The sequence below is a fragment of the Pseudomonas sp. BRM28 genome, from assembly GCF_002939405.1.
GTDB lineage: Bacteria > Pseudomonadota > Gammaproteobacteria > Pseudomonadales > Pseudomonadaceae > Aquipseudomonas > Aquipseudomonas palmensis.
In genome coordinates this window covers 5,310,338-5,329,067 of sequence record NZ_PEFV01000001.1, presented here as the reverse complement: position 1 = coordinate 5,329,067, position 18,730 = coordinate 5,310,338, and the positions used below count along the sequence as shown (strand labels likewise).

The following is an 18,730-nucleotide window of genomic DNA, read 5'->3' as shown; positions in this document are numbered from 1 at the left end:
GGTCAGCATGCCGGCCTGCCCTTCTTCACTGCACAGACGTCATGGCCCACAGTTTTCAACTCGACACCCTGAAGATCCGCCTGGCCGCCGCCGAGCTGGCCCCGCTGGAGCTGCGCGTGCGGGTACAGCGCGCCCTGCGCGAACTCATTCTTGCCGGCGAACTGCCGCCGGGTTGCCGCCTGCCCGCCACCCGCACCCTGGCCAGTTCCCTGGGACTGTCTCGCGACACCGTGGAGATGGCCTATGTGCAACTGCAGCTGGAGGGCTGCATCTGCCGCCGCCCAGGCTCGGGCAGCTATGTGGCCGAGCACCTGGGGCCGCGTCTGCTGGGTGCACGCCCCCCGCGCACCGGCGCGCCGCAGCACGCGCCTGCCACCGTCGGCCTCAGCGCCCGTGGCGCGGCGATCCTGGCCAGCGGCGGGGTCAGCGACCAGCAGCAGGTCAAGGCCTTCGCCACCGGCCTGCCCGAGACGCGCAACTTCCCCCTCGACACCTGGGACCGCCTGCAACGCCAGGCCCAGAAGGACTACCGCGCCCAGGTGCTGCTGCATGGCGACCCGCTGGGTGCCGCGCCGCTGCGCCAGGCCATCGCCCGCTACCTGAACCTGGAACGCGGCGCCAGGGTGCACGCCGACCAGGTGCTGGTGCTGAGCAGCGCGCGCCAGGCGCTGTACCTGTGCGCGCAGGTGCTGGCCGACCCCGGCGGGCCGATCCTGCTCGAAGACCCGGGTTACTTTGGCGCGCGCAAGGCCTTCGAGATGGCCCAGCTGCAGGTGGTGCCCGTGGCCGTGGATGAGCACGGCCTGCGCACCGACCTGCTGCGTGCCGACCGCAGCGGCGCCAACACCGTCTACGTCACCCCGTCGCACCAGTACCCCACCGGCGTCACCCTGGCCCTGGAACGGCGCCTGGACCTGATTGCCTGGGCCGCCGAGCGCAATGGCTGGATCATCGAGGACGACTACGACAGCCAGTTCCACTACGACGGCCTGCCCACCGCCTGCGTGCAGGGCCTGGACAACGCGCAGCGCACGATCTACCTGGGCACCTTCGCCAAGTCGCTGTACCCCGGCCTGCGCATGGGTTTCATGGTGCTGCCGCCGGCCCTGGTCGCGCCCATGAGCCACGCGCGCAGCATGCTCGACGGGCACACCCCGCAACTGGCCCAGTTGACCCTGGCGCGGTTTATCGAAGACGGCCATTTCGCCGCGCACATTCGCGCCATGCGCACGCTGTATGCCGTGCGCCGCGAGGCCATGGCCGAGGCACTGCACCAGCACCTGGGCGGCATCGCCAGCGCGCAGCTGCCACCGGGCGGCCTGCAGATGCTGTGCCGCCTGGAGCATGGCTGGAGCGAGGCCGAGACGATCCGCCAGGCCGCGCGGGCGGGCATCCACCTGCCCGGCCTCAGCCGCCTGTACGCCACGCCGCCGGCACAGGGCGGCTGGCTGCTGGGCTTCGCAGCGCTCACCCCGCACCAGATCGGCAGTGCCGTGGCACGCCTGGCCAAGGCCCTGCGCCCCGGCGTGCGCAGCGGTCTGGCGCAGGCCAGCGAGGTGGACTGATCGGGCCACCCCTGGCGCGGATACGCTCGGCACCCCAGCCCATCCCGCAAGGACCTGCCCATGAACCGAACCGCTTCGCGCCTGCACCCGCGTGACCTCGTCTCACCCACCCTGGCCGCCCTGATCAGCGTCATGGTCAACTATGGCGGCACCTTCGTGCTGGTGTTCCAGGCCGCGCAACTGGGCAACCTGACCGCCGCGCAAACCGCCTCGTGGGTGTGGTCGGTGAGCATCGGCGTGGGCCTGACCGGGGCCTGGCTGAGCTGGCGCTACCGCGCGCCGATCATCACCGCCTGGTCCACCCCGGGGGTGGCGTTCCTGGCCACGGTCATGCCGTTCACACCCTATGGCGAGGTGATCGGCGCCTACGTGCTGTGCGCCATCGGCTTCATCCTGCTGGGGCTGTCGGGGGTGTTCGAGCGGCTGGTGCGCTGGATACCGGCCGGCATCGCCGCCGGGCTGCTGGCAGGCATCCTGCTGCAGTTCGGGGTCAACGCCTTCGGCGGGGCCAGCGCCGACCCGCTGCTGGTGATCGTGCTGGTGCTCACCTACGCCGTGCTGCGCCGCTTCACCTCGCGCTTTGCCGTGGTCGGGGTGCTGGTGGCGGGCCTGGCCATGCTGCTGGCCCAGCAGCGCCTGGACCTGCACGGCGTGCACCTGAGCATGGCGCTGCCGGTGTTCGAAACTCCGCAGTTCAGCCTTGGCGCGCTGTTCGGCGTGGCGCTGCCGCTGTTCGTCATCACCCTCACCGGGCAGTACATGCCGGGCATGCTGGTGCTGCGCAACGACGGCTACACCACCAGCGCCAACCCGATCATCACGGTCACCGGGCTGGGGTCGCTGCTGATGGCGCCGTTTGGCGCCCATGCGTTCAACGTGGCCGCCATCACTGCGGCCATCTGCACCGGCAAGGACGCGCACCCCGACCCGGCCAGGCGCTACCTCGCCGGCATCGCCTGCGGGGTGTTCTACGTCACCGTGGGGGTTTTCGGCGTGACCCTGGCCAGCCTGTTCATGGTGCTGCCGCGCACCTTCGTCACCACCCTCGCCGGGCTGGCCCTGCTGGGCGCCATCGGTGGCAGCCTGGCCAGCGCGATGGGCGATGCGCGTACCCGCGAGACCGCGCTGATCACCTTTCTGGCCACCGCCGCCAATGTCACCCTGCTGGGTATCGGCGGCGCGTTCTGGGGGTTGCTGACCGGCCTGCTGGTGCATGCGCTGATGCACGCCGGCCGCCCGCTCAGCCCAGCCGTGGCGAGTGCGCCAGCAAGCCCTGGGTGTACGCCGCCTGGGGGTGGTCCAGCACATCCTGCGCCGGCCCCTGCTCGACAATCCGCCCTTCCCTGACCACCACCACGCGGTCGGCGATGGCGCGCACCACGCCCAGGTCGTGGGTGACGAACAGCAGGGTCATGCCCTCGCCCTGCAACTGCTTGAGCAGCGCCAGGATCGCCGCCTGCACCGACACGTCCAGGGCCGAGGTCACCTCGTCGCAGATCAGCACCGAAGGCTCGCACACCAGCGCGCGGGCAATCGCCACGCGCTGGCGCTCGCCACCCGACAGATGATGCGGGTACTTGTGCGCCGCATCCGGGGGCAGCGCGACCCGTGCCAGCGCCGCGTCGATACGCGCCCGGCAGGCCGCGCCCTTGAGGCCGAAGAAGTGCTCCAGCGGCGCTTGCAGGCACTGCGCCACGGTCTGGCGCGGGTTCAGGGCGCGGTACGGGTTCTGGAAGATGTACTGGATACGGTGGCGCGTGGCCGCGGGCCGCTGGCGCGCCAGCAGGCTCAGCGGCTGCCCGTCGAAGGTCAGCTCGGCCTGGGCGGTATCGCCCAGCCCCGCCAGGGTGCGCGCCAGGCTGGTCTTGCCCGAGCCCGACTCGCCCACCACCGCCAGGCATTCGCCCTTGTACAGGTCCAGCGACAGGTCGAACAGCACCTGGCGGTCGTAGCTCAGGTTGAGGTCGCGCAGGCTCAGCAGCGGCGTGTCAGCGCAGCTGAGCACCGTTGCCGGCACCACCGCCGGCGCGGCCACGGCGGTCAGTTGCGGGTGCAGGCAGGCGACCTGCTGCGCGCTGTCCAGCGCATTCAGCGACGGCTCCAGCGAGGTGCAGGCAGCGCTGCGGCGCGCGCACCGCGGGGCGAAGGCGCAGCCTTGCGGGCGCTGACCGGGCGCCGGGGCATGGCCGGCAATCGCCTGCAACGGGCGCTGGCGGGCCACGTCCGGAATCGCCGCCAGCAGGCCCAGGGTGTACGGGTGCGCGGGCCGCGCGAACAGGCGTTCGCGCTGCGCCACCTCGACGATGCGCCCGGCGTACATCACCATCACGCGGTCGACCAGGTCCTTGATCACGGCCAGGTCGTGGGACACGTACACCGCCGCCACCCCCTGCTCCTTGCACAGCCTGCGCAGGGTTTGCAGGATGTGCGCCTGGGTGCCGACGTCGAGGGCGGTGGTGGGTTCGTCGAGCACGATCAGGCGCGGGCGCAGCACGAAGGCCAGGGCCAGCATCACCCGTTGCTGCTGGCCGCCGGACAGTTGATGGGGGAAGCGCCTGAGAAACTCGCGATCGCCGGGCAGGCCGACGTCTACCAGGGTCTGCTGCAGGCGGTCGGCCTGGGCCGCGCGGGCAAGCTGCGGCTCGTGGGCCTGCAGGGTTTCGCGCAGCAGGTTGCCGATGCGCAGCGCCGGGTTGAGGGCCATGGCCGGGTCTTGCGCGACATAGCCGATCAGCCCGCCGCGGGCGCGGCGCAGGGCATCGCCCTTGAGCTCGAGCAGCGACGCGCCGGCAATGTCGATGCGCCCGCCGGCAATCTGCGCACCGCGCCGGGCATGGGCCAGCAGCGCGGTGGCCAGGGTGGTCTTGCCCGAGCCGGACTCGCCGACAAGGCCGAGGATTTCACCGGGGGCCAGGCTGAAGTGGATGTGGTCGATGATATCGGCGCCGCTGGCGAGTTCGACCCGCAGGTTCTCGACCCGCAACGCTTCGCCGGCAACGCCGGCTCCTACAGACGGTGCAAAACCTGTAGGCGCCGGCGTTGCCGGCGAAGAGGCCATCAAGGCATGCGCATTCATTTGCGTTCTCCCGCACTGTGCCGGGCAATGCCCTCGGCCAGAATATTGGTGCCGTAGGCGAACACCCCGATCAGCAGCGCCGGTGCCAGCACCGCCCACGGCTGCACCAGCAGCCCGGCCTGGTTCTCGTTGATCATCAGCCCCCAGTCCGCCGCCGGCGGCGCCACGCCGTAACCCAGAAAGCTCAGGCCCGACAACATGCCCACGCCCCAGGTCAGCATGTTGCCAAAGTGCACCAGCAGCGGCGTGAGCACGTTGGGCAGGATCTCGCGCAGCAGAATCCGCGTGCGCGAAAAGCCCATCATCTGCGCCGCCTCCACGAACTCCTGGCTGGCCACCGCCACCGCACTGCCGCGCGCCAGGCGGATCACGCCGGGGGTAAAGGCAATTGCCACGGTCATCACGATCAGCCACGGCGCGCGCCCCAGCATCGACACGATCAGCAGCACCAGGATCAGGTCCGGAAACGCCAGCCACACATCCGCCAGCCAGGTGATGGCCTGGTCCAGGCGCTGGCGCGACAACCCGGCCAGCAGCCCCAGCGCCGTGCCCAGCACCAGCGCAATGGCAGCGGCCGCCAGCGACATCCACAGGATCGACACACCGCCACTGAGCAGCCGCGACACCACGTCGTGGCCCAGAAAATCATGCCCCAACGGCGCCTCGCCGCTGGGCGGGCCGTACACCCCGCCAACCATGTCGGTGGGCGCATGCGGCGCCAGCCACGGGCCCAGCAGCGCCAGCAGCACGATGGCCAGGGTCACCAGCCCACCCCGACGAATTTGCGGCTCACGCCAGACACTTGCACTGAACATGCTCTCTTCCTCTCAAGGGGCCTTGGCTGCCGGGCGGCGCCACCAGCTCTGGATGCCGCGACGGTTGCGCTGGATCAGCGTGGCCCGCCGCGCGGTGCGCAGCCTGGGGGTCAGCAGCACGGTGAGCAGGTCGGCCAGCAGGTTGATCGCCACTACGCCCAGGGTGATCACCAGCACCACGCCCTGGATCAGCGGCAGGTCGCGCATCTGGATCGCGGTGTTGAGCTGGGTGCCGATGCCGGGGTAGCTGAAGATCACCTCGGCCAGCAGCGCGCCGCCGATCAGCGTGCGCAAGGTCAGGGCCACGCCCTGCACCGCCGGCACCAGCGCGTTGGGCAAGGTGTGGCGCCACACGATGCGCCATTCGGGCACCCCGCGCAGGCGCGCCGCACTCACGTAGTCGGATTCAAGCGCCTCGATCATCGAGGCGCGTACCAGCCGCGCCAGGTACGGCAGCGACGACAGGCTCAGGGCCAGGATCGGCAGCAGCAGAAACTCCAGCTGCTGCCACAGGTGCTTGTCCGGGTCGAGGATCGACACCGCCGGCAGCAGGCTGAACTGTGGCATGGAAAACAGCAGCACCAGCCCGATGGCCAGCAGAAAACCCGGGGTGGCCTTGAGAAAGATCAGCGCCGACAGCGCCCAGCGGTCCAGCCGGCTGTCACGCCGCAGCGCCAGGCTCACGCCGATGCTCAACGCCAGCGGCACCACCACCAGCAGCACGCCGCCCAGCAGCGCCAGGGTATTGCCAAAACGCGCGAGAATGATGCCGGCCACCGGTTGGTTCGAATCCAGCGAGATGCCCAGGTCGCCGTGCAGCACCTGCCCCAGCCAGCTCAGGTACTGCAGCATGATCGGCCGGTTCAAGCCCAGTTGCTCGCGCAGGGTCTGGATGCTCTCCAGCGGCGCGTCGGGGCCCAGGATCACCCGCGCCGGGTCCGAGGGCAGCGCCTGGGTGGCGATGAACACCACCAGGCTGATGACCCAGGCGGTGAGCAGGCCGTAGCCCAGGCGCCCGATGAACCAGGGCAGCCAGGCCGGCAGTCGATGAGAGGTTGCGCACGGTTCAGGCATGGTTCAACCACAGGCTGTCAAAGCGCCAGGAGGCGAAGGTGGTCTGTTCGCCGTGCAGGCCGCCGACCTTGTTCGAGGCGGCGTCCAGCACGTCGGTGAAGCCCCAGATCAGCAGGCCGCCGCGCTGGTGCTGAATGGCCTGCGCCTCGTGTACCAGTTGCTTGCGCTGCGCCAGATCCGGCTGGCCGAGGGCCTGGGTGAACAGCGCACTGAAGCGCTCGTCACGGAAGTTGCTGCGGTTGTAGATCGCCAGCGGTGCATCGTTGTGCAGGCCGGTGGCCAGAAAGCCGCGGGCCGGTGTCGAGCCGGGCGACATCAGCCACTGCTCCTTCTGCGGGCCGTTGAATACCGAGGCGTCCACCGGCGTGACCTTGACCTGGACCCCGGCCTTCTTCGCCTGCTGGGCGAACACCAGGGCAGCGTTGATTTCGTTGGCGGTGGTGGTCAGCTCTATGCGCAGGTCGGTCTGCCCGGCCTGGCGCAGCAGCGAACGGGCCTGGTCCAGATCGAAGGGGCGCTGGGCGATGGCATGGTTGTAGGTGGGGTCGGTTGGCGAATACAGGTCGTTGGCGATGCGCCCGAAACCGTTGAGGCCACGGCCCACCAGCTCCTGGCGGTCGGCCAGCAGGCGGAAGGCCTGGCGTACCCGCTCGTCCTGGAACGGCGCCTTGGCGGTGTTGAGGTTGAAGCCACTGAACGAGGTGGTGGGCGACACCACCAGTTGCAGGCGCGGGTCGGCCTTGAGCAAGGCACTGTGCTCGGCCTGCACGCCGCTGGCGATGTCGATCTGCCCGGCACGCAGGGCGGCCACGCGCGATACCTGGTCCTTGAATTCGATGATCTCCAGCTCGTCGGCGTACGGCTGGTTGGGCTTGTAGTAGTTTTCGAAACGGCTGAACAGCGCACGCTGGCCCGGCACGAAACTTTTAAGCCGGTACGGGCCGGCGCCCACCGGGTTGCTGGCTGGGTCGTAGTCGGTGGGCACGATGCCGCCGAAGGCAATCAGGGTCTCGTCCAGCGGGAAGAAGCTGCGGCCCTGCTTGAAGCGGATCTCGATGGTGCGCTCGTCGAGCTTGCGCAGCGCCTGGCGGTCGATGGCGCCCACCAGCCCGGCAAATGGCGAGGCAAGTTTCGGGTCGGTCAGGCGCAGGATCGAGAACAGCATGTCGTCGGCGCCGATGCTCTTGCCGTGGTGGAACTCCAGCCCCGGCTTGATGCGAATGGTCCAGGCGCTGGCATCGGCATTGGGCTCGACAAATTCGGCCAGGCCCAGGCGCGTGCTGACGTCGTCGTTCCATTCCCAGAACTTGCTGTACAGCGCCCAGCCGCGAATGATCCCGCCACCGGAAGGCTTGTGTGCATCCAGGTTGCCGGCCTGGTCGCCGTCGATGATGCCGACGCGCAGGCGCCCGCCGTGCACCGGGGTGCCCGGGCGTGCGCTGGCCGCCGCGTTGCTGGCAGGCCCGCCGGCATCGCAGCCGCCCAGCAGGCTGGAGCCCAGCAACAGGCCGCCGCCGACGGCCAGGCTGTTGCCGAGGAAGATCCGGCGCGAGAATTCATGAGGCATGGGCAGCTCCTTAGGCCGGCTCGGCAGCGGTGCGCGCACCCAGGCGCGGGATCTCGAACCCGTGGTCCAGTTCCAGCAGCGGGAACAGCAGGTCGGCCACCCGGTGCGCTTCATCGATCAGCGGAAAGCCCGAGAGAATGAACGCCGAGGTGCCCTGCTGCTGGTACTCGCGAATGCGCTCGGCCACCTGCTCGGCACTGCCCACCAGGTAGGTGCCGGACGACGGGCCGAGGATGTCGAAGCCGAACAGGCTGGGGCCGGTCCACACGTTGGGGTAGATCTCAAGCTCGCGCGCAGTGGGCAGGCGCCCGTCGCGGATGCTCTGCACGTTGCGCTGCACCTGCGCGTTGTCGCTGTGGAAGGTGTCCAGGGTCTGGCCCGGCGGCAGGCGGCGCTCGATGGCGGCGCGGGCGGTGGCCAGGGAGGTCTGTTGCAGCAGCTTCTCGGCATGCACCCAGGCTTGGGCCTCGGTCTCGCGCACGATGACCTGCAGGCGCGTGCCGTAGGTCAGTTCGCGGCCGAACTTCGCCGCTTCGGCGGCCACGCGGCGGAACTTGTCGCCCAGCCGGGGCGGGGTGTCGGCAAAGCTCAGGTACACGTCCAGCAGTTGCACCGAATGCGCCACGCCCACGTCCGAGGTGCCGGCGCCCCACAGGGGTACCGCCAGGCGCTGCGGCGGGTGCCAGCCGCCCAGCGGATGGCGCGCCGCCGCAGCCGGGCGTGGCGCGAGCTTCACGTACTGGCCGTCGAAACCGCCGGTGTCGCCGGCATAGATGCGCTGGAAGGCGCGCCAGTACTCCAGGCTGAACTGGTAGCGCTCATCGTGCGGGTAATGCACACCCAGGGTGGCCAGGCCCGCGTCGCTGCCATTGACCACGTTGCACAGCAGGCGGCCGTTGGAGAACTCGTCGAAGGTCAGCGCCCACTTGGCCAGCACCGCCGGCGACAGCTCGCCCGGGTGCTGCGCCACCAGAAAGCGCAGGCGCTCGGTGGCATCGATCAGTGCCGCCGACACCGCCAGGCTCTCGTTGGGGCTTGAACCCAGCAGGGCGCCGTAGAACCCCAGGCGGTCACTGGCCACCGCCAGTTGCCTGAGGTGGGCGAAATCGGTTTTCCAGCGCCCCTGGGGCTCCCACGGGTAGGGGCCGTCGGGGCTGGTGAGGTACCACAGGATCTTGATGGCCATGGCAGGTTCCTCAGGCGCGTGGGCGGTCGATGGCCGGGACCAGGCCCAGCGCGTGGGCGCGGTCGATCAGCTTGCTCATGTTCCATTGCTGGGTGAGCACGCCGGGGCCGTAGGGGCGCGAGCCGCCGATGGACTCGGCCAGCAGTTGCAGTTGCGCGCCCTCCTCCAGCAGCAGGATGAATTCGGCGGTGGCGCGCAGGCCCTGGCGCCCCCACACGGTCGCACCGCCGTTGGCTTCGAGAATCGCCGGGGTGTAGGGGTTCTCGGCCAGGCGCTCGAGAATGAAGTCGACCTCGTCCTGGCGCCGGTCGATGTACACCGGCAGCTCGCGGGCCAGCTGGTAGCGCTGCACCGGCACGTAGTGGAACGGCAGGCTGCGCTGGGTCTGCGCCCAGGCGCCCAGGTACGGGGTGTGCACGTGGGACACCGTGGTGATGCCGGCGTCTTCGCGAAACAGCCGGGTGTAGCGGCCCAGCCCGCCCTTGCCCTGGCCATGCACCAGGTTGCCGGCAAAGTCGCTGACCGTGGCCTGCAGCGGCTTGCGGTAGTCCCACGGGCCTGGGTAGTTGACCGACACCAGCAGCTCGCGGCCCGGTACGCGCTCGATGAAGCCCACGGTGCCGGCGGCGGTGATGGTGTTGGTTTCGCGGAACACGGTGAAGGCCTGTTCGGCCTCGTGCAGCACCTGCTCGATGAAGGCCTTGAGGTCGGCGTCGATCAGGTGCTCGGTGGTCAGTACGGTCATGGCGAACTCCTTGGTTCAGGCGCGGGCGCGCCGGGCCAGCAGTTGATGGGCAGCTTGCAGTGGACGCGGGTCGACCCAGTCGGCCAGGTTGAAATCGGCTTCGAGAAAGCCATGCAGGTTGAGGAAGGTCTTCTGGATGTCCAGGTAGCCCAGGCGCTGGGCCGAGAGGTCCGGGGCCAGGGTGGTGTGGAAGTCGCCACGGTAGGCTTCGTCCACGCCCTGGGCGCCGGCGCGGGTCTCGTCCTGCAGGATGCGCAGCAGCGCCTCGCGGTTGTGGCTGGCCCAGTCGGCGGCGCGCAGGGTCTGCGCGAGGAAGCGCACCACCAGGTCGAAGTGGTTGTCCAGCAGGCTCTGGTGCACGGTGATCGGCCGTGGCGTGCCGTTGTTGATGCGGTAACGCGGGTCGCTGATCTGGTCCAGGTCGATGCCCACCACCAGGCCCAGGCGGCGCGCTGCATCGGCAGCGGCGGCGCCCTTGACGTACACCGCGTCGACCTCGCCACGGGCCAGGTAGTCCAGCCCCGACCACAGGCGCTGCAGGCCCTGCTCGGGGGTGGGGGCGTCATCCTGGTTGTGCAGCGCCACTTCCACCAGTTCGACATCGTCGAAGCTCAGGCCGGCCAGGCTCAGCGCGCCCTTGTAACCATGCAGGCTCATGGCGCGGGCGATGCTGCCCGGGCGGTTGTCGCCCCAGGCCGGCAGCGCCAGGCGCTTGCCCTTGAGGTCCCGGGCGCTGCGGATGCCGGAGTCGGGGCGTACCAGGACGGTCTGCCATTCCTCGATCCAGGTCAGGCCGATCAGGCGGCTGGGCGAACCGGCGGCGCGGGCGGCCAGGGCCGGCACGTTGCCGCCCTCGCGAAACAGCCCGGGCAACTGGTGATCGTAGTGGTGATGGCCGAGCTGGCGGGCCTCCTGCAGGGTCTCCACCGGCAGGCCGTCGGCGGCGAATTCCTCGCCCAGCCAGCCCAGGGTGTAGGCGATGCCGGAGGCGGTCGGCACCGGGCAGCGGGTGAACCAGATCTGTTCGAGGGCCGGTGCGGCAGGCAACGGCAAGGTAGCGGCGATTGACATGGGCATGTTCCATCAAGCGAAGGTAGCCATGCCATTGCAGCGCCCGTGCCAACTCACCAACTCATTGTTTTTGTTGGTTTTTTAAAGACCTTCTGAACACCGGGTGCTGGCCTGGCAGCAGTGTTGCAGCTGCCCTGCTGCTGCCAGAGCAACAATCGGCGCCCCGCTGCTGCCCCAGCAGCACCCCGCCGCCCGTACCTGGCCGCAGTCCTTGTGGCACAAGGCTTTGCGGTGTGTGGCACAGAACCTGCTCAAGGGCCTGAAACCTGTTCATTCAAGGAAGCCCCCGCATGAGTACCCCGCCCCGCCGCCTGGAAAGCGCCGCCCAGGCCATCGCCGCCGCCCATGAAATCGCCGGCCAGATCGCCGAGCTGGCCCGCGACCGGCACAACAACCGCCAGTTGCCGCGTCGCCAGGCCCAGCTGCTGTCCGACAGCGGCCTGACCGCCATCGGCGTGCCCGCGCAGTTCGGCGGGCTGGGCGCTTCGGTACAGACCATCGTCGAGACCGTGCGCATCGTGTCCGCCGCCGACGGCGGTGTCGGGCAACTGCTGCAGATTCACAACGTGATGCTGCGCGGTGTGCTCAGCGGCTACCCGGATGAAGTGCGCGAGCGCCTGATTGCCGACCTGCTGGCCGGCAAGCGCCTGGGCAACGCCCTGGCCGAGGTCGGCGGCAAGAACAAGTTCGCCCTCAAGACCCGCATCGAGCGCCGCGAAGACGGCAAGCTGGTGCTCAACGGCAGCAAGTTCTACTCCACCGGCTCGTACCTGGCCGAATGGATCTCGCTGACCGCCGCCAGCGACGACGGCGGCGCCGGGGTGCTGCTGCACCGCGACACGCCGGGCCTGACCCTGCTCGACGACTGGGACGCATTCGGCCAGAACAACTCGGTGAGCGGCACGGTGCAGTTCGACAACATCGAGCTGGACGAGCGCTATGTGCTGCGCCGCCAGGGCCCGATGAAGCGCACCGGGCTGACCTTCCCGCAGATACTGCACGCGGCCATCGACACCGGCATCGCCGCCGGCGCCCTGCAGGCCGGCATCGACTACCTCAACCAGCACGCGCGCCCGTGGGTAGAGAGCGAGGTGGAGCGCGCCAGCGAAGAGCCGCACATCATCCGCCAGGTCGGTGAATACGCCGTGGCCCTGCGCGCCGCCGAATCGCTGCTGCGCGATGCCGCACGGACCTTCGATGCGCACGAGCTGGCCCCCGACGACAAGGCCCTGCAGGACGAGCTGATTCTCTCGGTAGCCACCGCGCGGGCGCACTCGGATGCCGCCTCGCTGAAGATCTCCAGCGACATCTTCTCGCTGCTGGGGGCCAGCGCCTCGCTGAGCAAATGGAACCTGGACCGCTTCTGGCGCAATGCGCGGGTGCACACCACCCACGACCCGATCCGCTGGCGCCTGCACCACGTGGGCAACTACTACCTCAACGGCATTGACCCGGGCGAATACACCGCCATTCTCGCCGCCAGGCAGAGCGCGGGCGCCAGCCGCTGAACACCGGGCGCGGGGCCTGCCCTGCGCCTGCTTTCCCCTTTGTCTCGAGTTTTCCATGAGCCCTCGACACCCGCTGCTGCGCAGCCTGGCGATCTACCGCGAAATGCCCTGGCGTTTCGCCCTGGTCGCCGGGCTGTTCGTTTTCATCAACCTGGGGCTGGTCTGGCAGCAATGGCTGATCGGCCATGCGCTGAACGACGTGAGTGCCGGCGCCGCCGTGGTGCGCCTGGCCGATGGCAGCCTGGATGCACGCCTGGCCTGGCACTGGTTCTGGCTGATAGGCGCGGTGGCGCTGGGCCGCGCGGTGTTGCAGTACGCCGCGGCCATCGGCTCGCTGGTGCTCGGCCAGGCGCTGCTCACGCGCCTGCGCGAGCGCCTGCTGGCCCAGGTGCAGGCCCTGCACCTGGGCTACCACTGGCAGCACGGCATGGGCGAGATGGTCACCCGCACCACCCGCGATGCGGACAAGGTGCGCGATGCGCTGATCAGCTTCTGGCGCCAACTGGTGGAAACCCCGTTGGTGGTGCTGGCCACCGTCGGCCTGCTGGCCTGGTACGACCCGTGGCTGGCCCTGGGGCCGCTGCTGCTGACCGCGCTCGGGCTGGGCATCTTCGTGCACCAGACCGAGCGCCTGGTGGCACTGGACCGTGCCGTGGGCGCCGCCTACGACCGGGTCAACCAGGACCTGGCCGAAGGCATCGGCGCGGTACGGGTGATCAAGTCGTTCGGCCTGCAGGCCCAGCGCATCGAGGGCTTTGCCGCGCAGGTGCAGGTGTTTGCCGGGCATGCACGCCAGGCGCTGGCCTACGCCAGCTCGCGCATACCGCTGCCGCAGGCGGTGGTGGCGCTGGGGCATGTGTGGATCCTGGTGGTCGGTGCGCAGCTGGTGGCCCAGGGGCGCATCGGCATCGGCGAGCTGGTGACCTCGCTGCTGATCGCCACCACCCTGGTGTTTCGCATCGAAGGCATCGGCCGGGTGATGCAGACCTTCGCCGACGCGCGCGCCTCGGCCGAGCGTATCTGGCAGTTGCTCGATGCGCCGGTACACATCGTCAGCGGTCAGCAGTCGCTGCCCCCGGGGCCGCTGGGCCTGAAGCTGGAGGCTGTCGGCGTGGCAGCGCCCGGCGGTGGGCAGGCGGTGCTCAGCCAGTGCTCGTTGCAGATAGAACCCGGCGAGGTGGTCGCGCTGGTGGGCGCCACGGGCACCGGCAAGAGCCTGCTGGCCAGCCTGCTGCCGCGCCTGACCGAGGCCGACCAGGGCCGCGTGCTGCTGGGCAGCGCTGCACGGGGCTGGCACGACGTGCGCACCCTGGCGCTGGATGAACTGCGCCGGCGCGTGCATGTGCTGCCCCAGGAGAGCTTTCTGTTCGCCGACAGCCTGGCTGCCAACCTGCGCCTGGGTGCGCCCACGGCCAGCGACGCGCAACTGCTCGATGCACTGCGCCAGGCCAGCGCCGAGGACGTGCTGGCGCGCCTGCCCCAGGGCCTGGACACGCCGCTGGGCGACCGTGGCGTGACCCTCTCGGGCGGCCAGCGCCAGCGCCTGTGCCTGGCCCGCGCCCTGCTGGCGGCCCCCGACATCCTGTGCCTGGACGACGCCACCAGCGCGCTGGACGCGATCAGTGAACAGCGTGTGCTCGACACCCTGCGCCAGCGCCGCAGCGATGGGCATGCACCGACCCTGCTGCTGATCGCCAGCAAGCTGAACACCGTGCAACTGGCCGACCGCGTGCTGCTGCTGAGCAGTACCGGCATCGCCGACAGCGGCAGCCATGCGCAGCTGCTGCAACGCAACCCGACCTACCGTGAACTGCTGGGGATCGAGCATGGCTAAGCCGCAAGCGGGCACTGCCCTGAGCGATATCGAGATAGAAGAATTGCTGGCAAGAAAGGCCCTGGACCGCAGCATGTTCCGGCGCCTGCTGCCGCTGCTGCGCCCGGTGCGCCGGCAGATCGGCTGGGTGATCGGCCTGGAGCTGGTGCTGGTGTTCACCGTGTTTCTGCGCCCGTGGTTCGTGCGCGAGCTGCTCGATCACGGGCTGATCCATGACGGCAACGCCTGGCTGCTGGACCCGCCGCTGGTGCTGTGGCTGGGCGCGGGCCTGGCGGCAAGCTGGCTGGGGCGCTTCGTGCTGGCGGGGCTGTCGCAGTACATCGCCGGCAGCGCCGCGATCAGCGTGCTCAACGACCTGCGCGTGCGGGTGTTTGCGCACGTGCAGGCGCTGAGCGTGGGCTACTTCGACCGCACCCGCGCCGGGCGCATCATTTCGCGGGCCGACCGCGACGTGGACGCGCTTGAACCGCTGCTGATCCAGGGCCCGCCCGAACTGCTCGGCGCCCTGCTGCGCTGCAGCCTGGCGGCGGTGATGCTGTGGCTGATCGAGCCGCTGTTCTTCTTCAGCCTGATCGGCAGCGTGCCGTTGCTGCTGCTCGCCACCTGGGGCTTCAAGCGTATCGCCCAGCGCAACTGGGCGAAGGTCGCGGAAAACCGCAGCCGCTTCACCGCCCACCTGGTGGAGAGCGTCAGCGGCGTGCGCCTGCTGCAGCAGACCGGCCGGCAGCAGACCAACCTGCAGCGTTACCAGGGCCTGCTGGACGACTTCAACCGCGCGCTGATTCTGGGCAGCCTGCGCTCGGGCTGGTTCGCGCCGTTCACCGCGCTGCTGGCCGCGATGGGCATGGCGGTGCTGGTGCTGGTGGGTGGCTACGGGCTGGCCGAGGGTTCGGTGACGGTAGGCCAGGTGGGTGAAAGCCTGTTCTACGTGATGCTGTTTCTGGGGCCGTTGCAGGAGCTGACCGACCTGTTCGAACGCTATGCCACCGGTTCGGCTTCGGCGCAGCGGATCTTTCTGCTGCTGGACACCGCGCCGCAGATTCTCGACCCGCAGGTGCCCGTGGCGTTGCCCAGGGCGCGTGGCGAGGTGCGCTTCGAGCAGGTGCGCTTTGCCTATGAGCGTCAGGCGCCAACGCCGGTGATCGACGGGCTGGACCTGCACATACGGGCCGGCGAGGTGCTGGCATTGGTCGGGCCGTCGGGGCATGGCAAGAGCACGCTGGTGCAGTTGCTCACGCGCTTCTATGACGTGGACGGCGGCGCAGTGAAGCTCGATGGCATCGATGTTCGCCAGTTGAGCCAGCAGCAGTTGCGCCGGCACGTGGGTGTGGTGCTGCAGGACAACGTGCTGTTTGCCGGCAGCATCCTCGACAACCTGCGCCTGGCAGCACCGGGGGCGGACGATGCGACGCTGATCGCGGCGGCCCGCGAGCTGGGCGCCGATGAAGTGCTGGAGCGCCTGCCGCACCAGTACGCGACCCAAGTGGGGGCGCTGGGCGCGCACCTGAGCCATGGGCAGCGCCAGCTGGTGTGCCTGGTGCGGGCGTACCTGGCAGACCCCGCGGTGCTGGTGCTGGACGAAGCCACCTCGGCGGTGGACGTACATACCGAGCGACGCATCCAGCGGGCGTTGCGTCGGCTGTGCGAGGGGCGCACGGCGATCATCATCGCGCATCGGCTGGCGACCATTCGCGAGGCGGACCGCATCGTGGTGATCGGCCAGGGCCGCCTGGTGGAGCAAGGGCCGCATGCGCAGTTGCTGGCCAGGGGTGGGGCGTATGCGGCGCTGCATCGCAGCTATGCGCGGGCCGGTTAGGGCCAATCGCGGGTCAAGCCCGCTCCCACAGGGGGGCATTGCTCTGGTGCTGCAACCGCCGCACCCACTGCTGCTGCACTGCTGCCCTGGCAGCAGTGCAGCCTCCCACCCCCCGCAAAACCGGGCCCGCACCGCGTGGCATGACGGTTGCACCACCTCTGGCACATTCACCGAGGAACAGCCATGAGCACCGAATTCTTCTGGCGCCTGCCCCTGGGCACCGACGGGCCGCAATTGAGCACCGACCGGCACAACCGTGGCAGCTTCAGCCACCAGCACGGCCATATCGCACCCGGCCGGCTGGCAGACGGCCGCCCCGACGGCTTCACCTATATCGACTACATCGCCCAGGTGGCCAAGGCCGCCGAACTGGCCGGCTTCGAAGGCGCCCTGCTGCCCACCGGCCCCGAACCCTGGATCGTGGCCGCCGCACTGGCCCGCGAAACCCGCCGCCTGCGCTTTCTTATCGCCTTCCAGGCCGCCTGGACCCTGCCCGCCTACGCCGCACAGCAGGCCGCCATCCTGCAGCACCTGAGCCACGACCGCCTGGACTGGAACATCATCACCGGCGGCAACCCCGCCAGCCAGCGCGCACAAGGCGACTTTCTCGACCACGACCAGCGCTACCGGCGCACCGGCGAATTTCTCGACATCATCGACGGCCTGTGGCGCAACGAGCACTTCAGCTACCAGGGCGAGGTCTATCAACTGGACAACGGCGCCCTGCCCGAGCACCTGGGCCATGTGCGCAAGCCGGGGGTGTACTTCTCCGGCTTCTCCGACCCGGCCCTGGACGTGGCTGCACGCCACGCCGACGTGTACCTGAACTGGGCCGAGCCGATCGAGCAACTCAGGCCGCATATCGAGCGCGTGCGCGAGCTGGCGGACAGGCAGGGCCGCACGGTGCGCTTCGGCCTGCGCGTGGACCTGTTCGCCCGCGAAACCGAAGAGGCCGCCTGGCGCGACCTGCGCCGCCAGTTCGACAGGCTCGACGGCAGGCCCAGCGCCCTCTCCAGCACCTTCAGCACTGCCAGCGACTCGGTCGGCGGCGCCCGCCAGAGCGCCTATCACCAGAACATCCAGCGCTTCGACGACCTGATTCTGGGGCCAAACCTGTGGGCCGGTTTCGCCAAGGCCAAGCCCGGCCCCACCGTGGGCCTGGTGGGCAGCCACCAGAACATCGCCGAACGCCTGGCCGAGTACCGCGACGCCGGCTTCTCGACCTTCATCCTGGCCGGCAACCCGCACCTGGAAGAAGCCCTGCGCATCGGCCAGGAAGTGCTGCCGCTGGTGCAACAACGACAACCCATCAAGGACCCGATGCCCCTATGACCACCCCTCTCGATACCCTCTGGTACACCCACAGCCCGGTGCCGACCGGCCTTGGCATCGCCGTGCAGACCGGGCGCCTGGCCGAGGCGTTCCAGCCGCTGGGCACCTCGATCCAGTCGCTGCGCGAGTCCAGCGAGCGCGAAGTGCGCGAAGCCCACTACGACCATCACCTGCCCAACTCGGTGCGCCACGGCGGCAACATTCCGGCGATCTGGGCCTACGCCAGCGGCGTGCAGACCCGCGTGCTGGGGCTGAGCTGGGCCGATGAGGTGCAGTTGATCCTGACCACCGAGGACAGCGGCGTGAAAAGCGTGCGCGACCTCAAGAACCGCCGCTTCGGCCTGCCCAAGTGGGCCAACGTGCAGATCGACTTCACCCGCGCCCAGGCCCTGCGCGGGCTGGAAAACGCGCTCAGGCTCGAAGGCCTGGACGTGGCCGATGTTGAGCTGGTGGACTACCCCTACGGCGGCACCCACAGCGACGAGCAGGTCACCCATGTGCATGGCGCCACGGTGACCCTGGGCATGAACCGGGTGAGCCGGCGCAACAACGAACTGATCGGGTTGCTGCGCGGCGACATCGACGCGATCTTCCTCAAGGGGGCCTCGGCCTTGCAACTGGCCCACGAGTTCGGCCTGCGGGTGGTGATCGACACCGGCTCGCACCCCGACCCGCTGATCCGTTCCAACAACGGCACGCCGCGCACCCTGACTGTTGACCTGAACCTGCTGCAACAGCATTTCGGCGCGTGCACGCGCATCGTCGACGTGGTGCTGCGTACCGAGCAGTGGGCCTGGGCCAACCCCGATGAAACCCGGCGCTACCTGGCGCGCGAGCTCAACACCAGCGAGTACTGGGTGGCGGCGGCGTATGGCGAGGACGCGCACCGGCGCCTGCGCACCACGCTGGACAGTCGCTCGATCGAGGCGCTGCAGGATTTCACCGATTTTCTGCATCGGTGGCATTTCATTGCGCGGCGCTTCGATGTGCGCGACTGGATCGATTTCAGTGTGCTGGAGGCGGTGATCGGGTCGACGTCGCGGGTGGCCACCTGAAAATCGTGCCGCCCCATTCGCCAGCAAGGCTGGCTCCTACACAGGCCTCACCCCCTGTAGGAGCCAGCCTTGCTGGCGAAGCTTTT

The 18,730-nt window shown here is 69.4% G+C and carries 14 protein-coding genes; 7 read left to right on the top strand and 7 right to left on the bottom strand.

From position 1 onward, the window contains the following. Positions 1-41 precede the first annotated feature (41 nt). Positions 42-1,565: a PLP-dependent aminotransferase family protein gene (locus CR917_RS24505; protein WP_054915361.1), complete on the top strand. Its 1,524-nt coding sequence runs from the start codon at positions 42-44 to the stop codon at positions 1,563-1,565. 60 nt (positions 1,566-1,625) lie between these two features. Continuing rightward, positions 1,626-2,912: a benzoate/H(+) symporter BenE family transporter gene (locus CR917_RS24500; RefSeq protein WP_104573100.1), complete on the top strand. Its 1,287-nt coding sequence runs from the start codon at positions 1,626-1,628 to the stop codon at positions 2,910-2,912. On the opposite strand, the gene CR917_RS24495 is transcribed toward CR917_RS24500, so the two are convergent. Genes CR917_RS24495 through CR917_RS24465 form a run of 7 tightly spaced genes read right to left on the bottom strand, consistent with a single transcriptional unit; the run spans position 2,806 to position 11,099 of the window. Beyond that, positions 2,806-4,641, bottom strand: a complete 1,836-nt coding sequence (locus tag CR917_RS24495) for an ABC transporter ATP-binding protein (protein ID WP_104573099.1) — start codon at positions 4,639-4,641, stop codon at positions 2,806-2,808. The two genes, CR917_RS24500 and CR917_RS24495, sit on opposite strands and share 107 nt — an antisense overlap. Beyond that, the gene (locus CR917_RS24490; protein WP_104573098.1) at positions 4,638-5,456 is read right to left on the bottom strand and encodes an ABC transporter permease; all 819 of its coding nucleotides are present in this window, start codon (positions 5,454-5,456) and stop codon (positions 4,638-4,640) included. The genes CR917_RS24495 and CR917_RS24490 overlap by 4 nt, the downstream gene beginning before the upstream one ends. A 12-nt stretch (positions 5,457-5,468) precedes the next feature. Next, a complete protein-coding gene (locus tag CR917_RS24485) occupies positions 5,469-6,530 on the bottom strand; it encodes an ABC transporter permease (RefSeq protein WP_104573097.1) in 1,062 nt (353 codons plus the stop codon). Then, positions 6,523-8,097: an ABC transporter substrate-binding protein gene (locus CR917_RS24480; protein WP_104573096.1), complete on the bottom strand. Its 1,575-nt coding sequence runs from the start codon at positions 8,095-8,097 to the stop codon at positions 6,523-6,525. The genes CR917_RS24485 and CR917_RS24480 overlap by 8 nt, the downstream gene beginning before the upstream one ends. Positions 8,098-8,107: 10 nt before the next feature. Continuing rightward, entirely contained in the window at positions 8,108-9,283 is a 1,176-nt protein-coding gene (locus tag CR917_RS24475) for an LLM class flavin-dependent oxidoreductase (RefSeq protein ID WP_104573095.1), read from the bottom strand. Between the two features lie 10 nt (positions 9,284-9,293). Then, a complete protein-coding gene (locus tag CR917_RS24470; protein ID WP_043860481.1) occupies positions 9,294-10,028 on the bottom strand; it encodes a class II aldolase/adducin family protein in 735 nt (244 codons plus the stop codon). 15 nt (positions 10,029-10,043) lie between these two features. Continuing rightward, entirely contained in the window at positions 10,044-11,099 is a 1,056-nt protein-coding gene (locus tag CR917_RS24465) for an ABC transporter substrate-binding protein (RefSeq protein WP_104573094.1), read from the bottom strand. Between the two features lie 290 nt (positions 11,100-11,389). On the opposite strand from CR917_RS24465, the gene CR917_RS24460 reads away from it, so the two are divergent. The 5 genes from CR917_RS24460 (at position 11,390) to CR917_RS24440 (ending at position 18,644) form a co-directional block, all read left to right on the top strand. Continuing rightward, positions 11,390-12,607, top strand: coding sequence for an acyl-CoA dehydrogenase family protein (locus tag CR917_RS24460; RefSeq protein ID WP_058540681.1), 1,218 nt, complete (start codon positions 11,390-11,392; stop codon positions 12,605-12,607). A 55-nt stretch (positions 12,608-12,662) separates the two neighbouring features. After that, complete coding sequence (locus tag CR917_RS24455; RefSeq protein ID WP_104573093.1) at positions 12,663-14,441, top strand: ABC transporter ATP-binding protein; 1,779 nt, start codon at positions 12,663-12,665, stop codon at positions 14,439-14,441. Further along, positions 14,434-16,257: an ABC transporter ATP-binding protein gene (locus CR917_RS24450; RefSeq protein WP_054915370.1), complete on the top strand. Its 1,824-nt coding sequence runs from the start codon at positions 14,434-14,436 to the stop codon at positions 16,255-16,257. Before CR917_RS24455 ends, CR917_RS24450 begins: the two co-directional genes overlap by 8 nt. A 183-nt stretch (positions 16,258-16,440) precedes the next feature. Then, positions 16,441-17,589 carry an LLM class flavin-dependent oxidoreductase gene (locus CR917_RS24445; protein ID WP_104573092.1) on the top strand — a complete coding sequence of 383 codons (1,149 nt, stop codon included), beginning with the start codon at positions 16,441-16,443 and terminating at the stop codon, positions 17,587-17,589. Beyond that, a complete protein-coding gene (locus CR917_RS24440) occupies positions 17,586-18,644 on the top strand; it encodes an ABC transporter substrate-binding protein (protein WP_043862916.1) in 1,059 nt (352 codons plus the stop codon). Before CR917_RS24445 ends, CR917_RS24440 begins: the two co-directional genes overlap by 4 nt. Positions 18,645-18,730: the final 86 nt, after the last annotated feature.

Bases quoted from the DNA above. Each gene is read 5' to 3' on its own strand.
- CR917_RS24480 (WP_104573096.1), bottom strand. From the start codon at position 8,097: ATGCCTCATGAATTCTCGCGCCGGATCTTCCTCGGCAACAGCCTGGCC.
- CR917_RS24455 (WP_104573093.1), top strand. From the start codon at position 12,663: ATGAGCCCTCGACACCCGCTGCTGCGCAGCCTGGCGATCTACCGCGAA.
- CR917_RS24475 (WP_104573095.1), bottom strand. From the start codon at position 9,283: ATGGCCATCAAGATCCTGTGGTACCTCACCAGCCCCGACGGCCCCTAC.
- CR917_RS24440 (WP_043862916.1), top strand. From the start codon at position 17,586: ATGACCACCCCTCTCGATACCCTCTGGTACACCCACAGCCCGGTGCCG.
- CR917_RS24460 (WP_058540681.1), top strand. From the start codon at position 11,390: ATGAGTACCCCGCCCCGCCGCCTGGAAAGCGCCGCCCAGGCCATCGCC.
- CR917_RS24500 (WP_104573100.1), top strand. From the start codon at position 1,626: ATGAACCGAACCGCTTCGCGCCTGCACCCGCGTGACCTCGTCTCACCC.
- CR917_RS24485 (WP_104573097.1), bottom strand. From the start codon at position 6,530: ATGCCTGAACCGTGCGCAACCTCTCATCGACTGCCGGCCTGGCTGCCC.
- CR917_RS24465 (WP_104573094.1), bottom strand. From the start codon at position 11,099: ATGTCAATCGCCGCTACCTTGCCGTTGCCTGCCGCACCGGCCCTCGAA.
- CR917_RS24470 (WP_043860481.1), bottom strand. From the start codon at position 10,028: ATGACCGTACTGACCACCGAGCACCTGATCGACGCCGACCTCAAGGCC.
- CR917_RS24450 (WP_054915370.1), top strand. From the start codon at position 14,434: ATGGCTAAGCCGCAAGCGGGCACTGCCCTGAGCGATATCGAGATAGAA.
- CR917_RS24445 (WP_104573092.1), top strand. From the start codon at position 16,441: ATGAGCACCGAATTCTTCTGGCGCCTGCCCCTGGGCACCGACGGGCCG.
- CR917_RS24495 (WP_104573099.1), bottom strand. From the start codon at position 4,641: ATGAATGCGCATGCCTTGATGGCCTCTTCGCCGGCAACGCCGGCGCCT.
- CR917_RS24505 (WP_054915361.1), top strand. From the start codon at position 42: ATGGCCCACAGTTTTCAACTCGACACCCTGAAGATCCGCCTGGCCGCC.
- CR917_RS24490 (WP_104573098.1), bottom strand. From the start codon at position 5,456: ATGTTCAGTGCAAGTGTCTGGCGTGAGCCGCAAATTCGTCGGGGTGGG.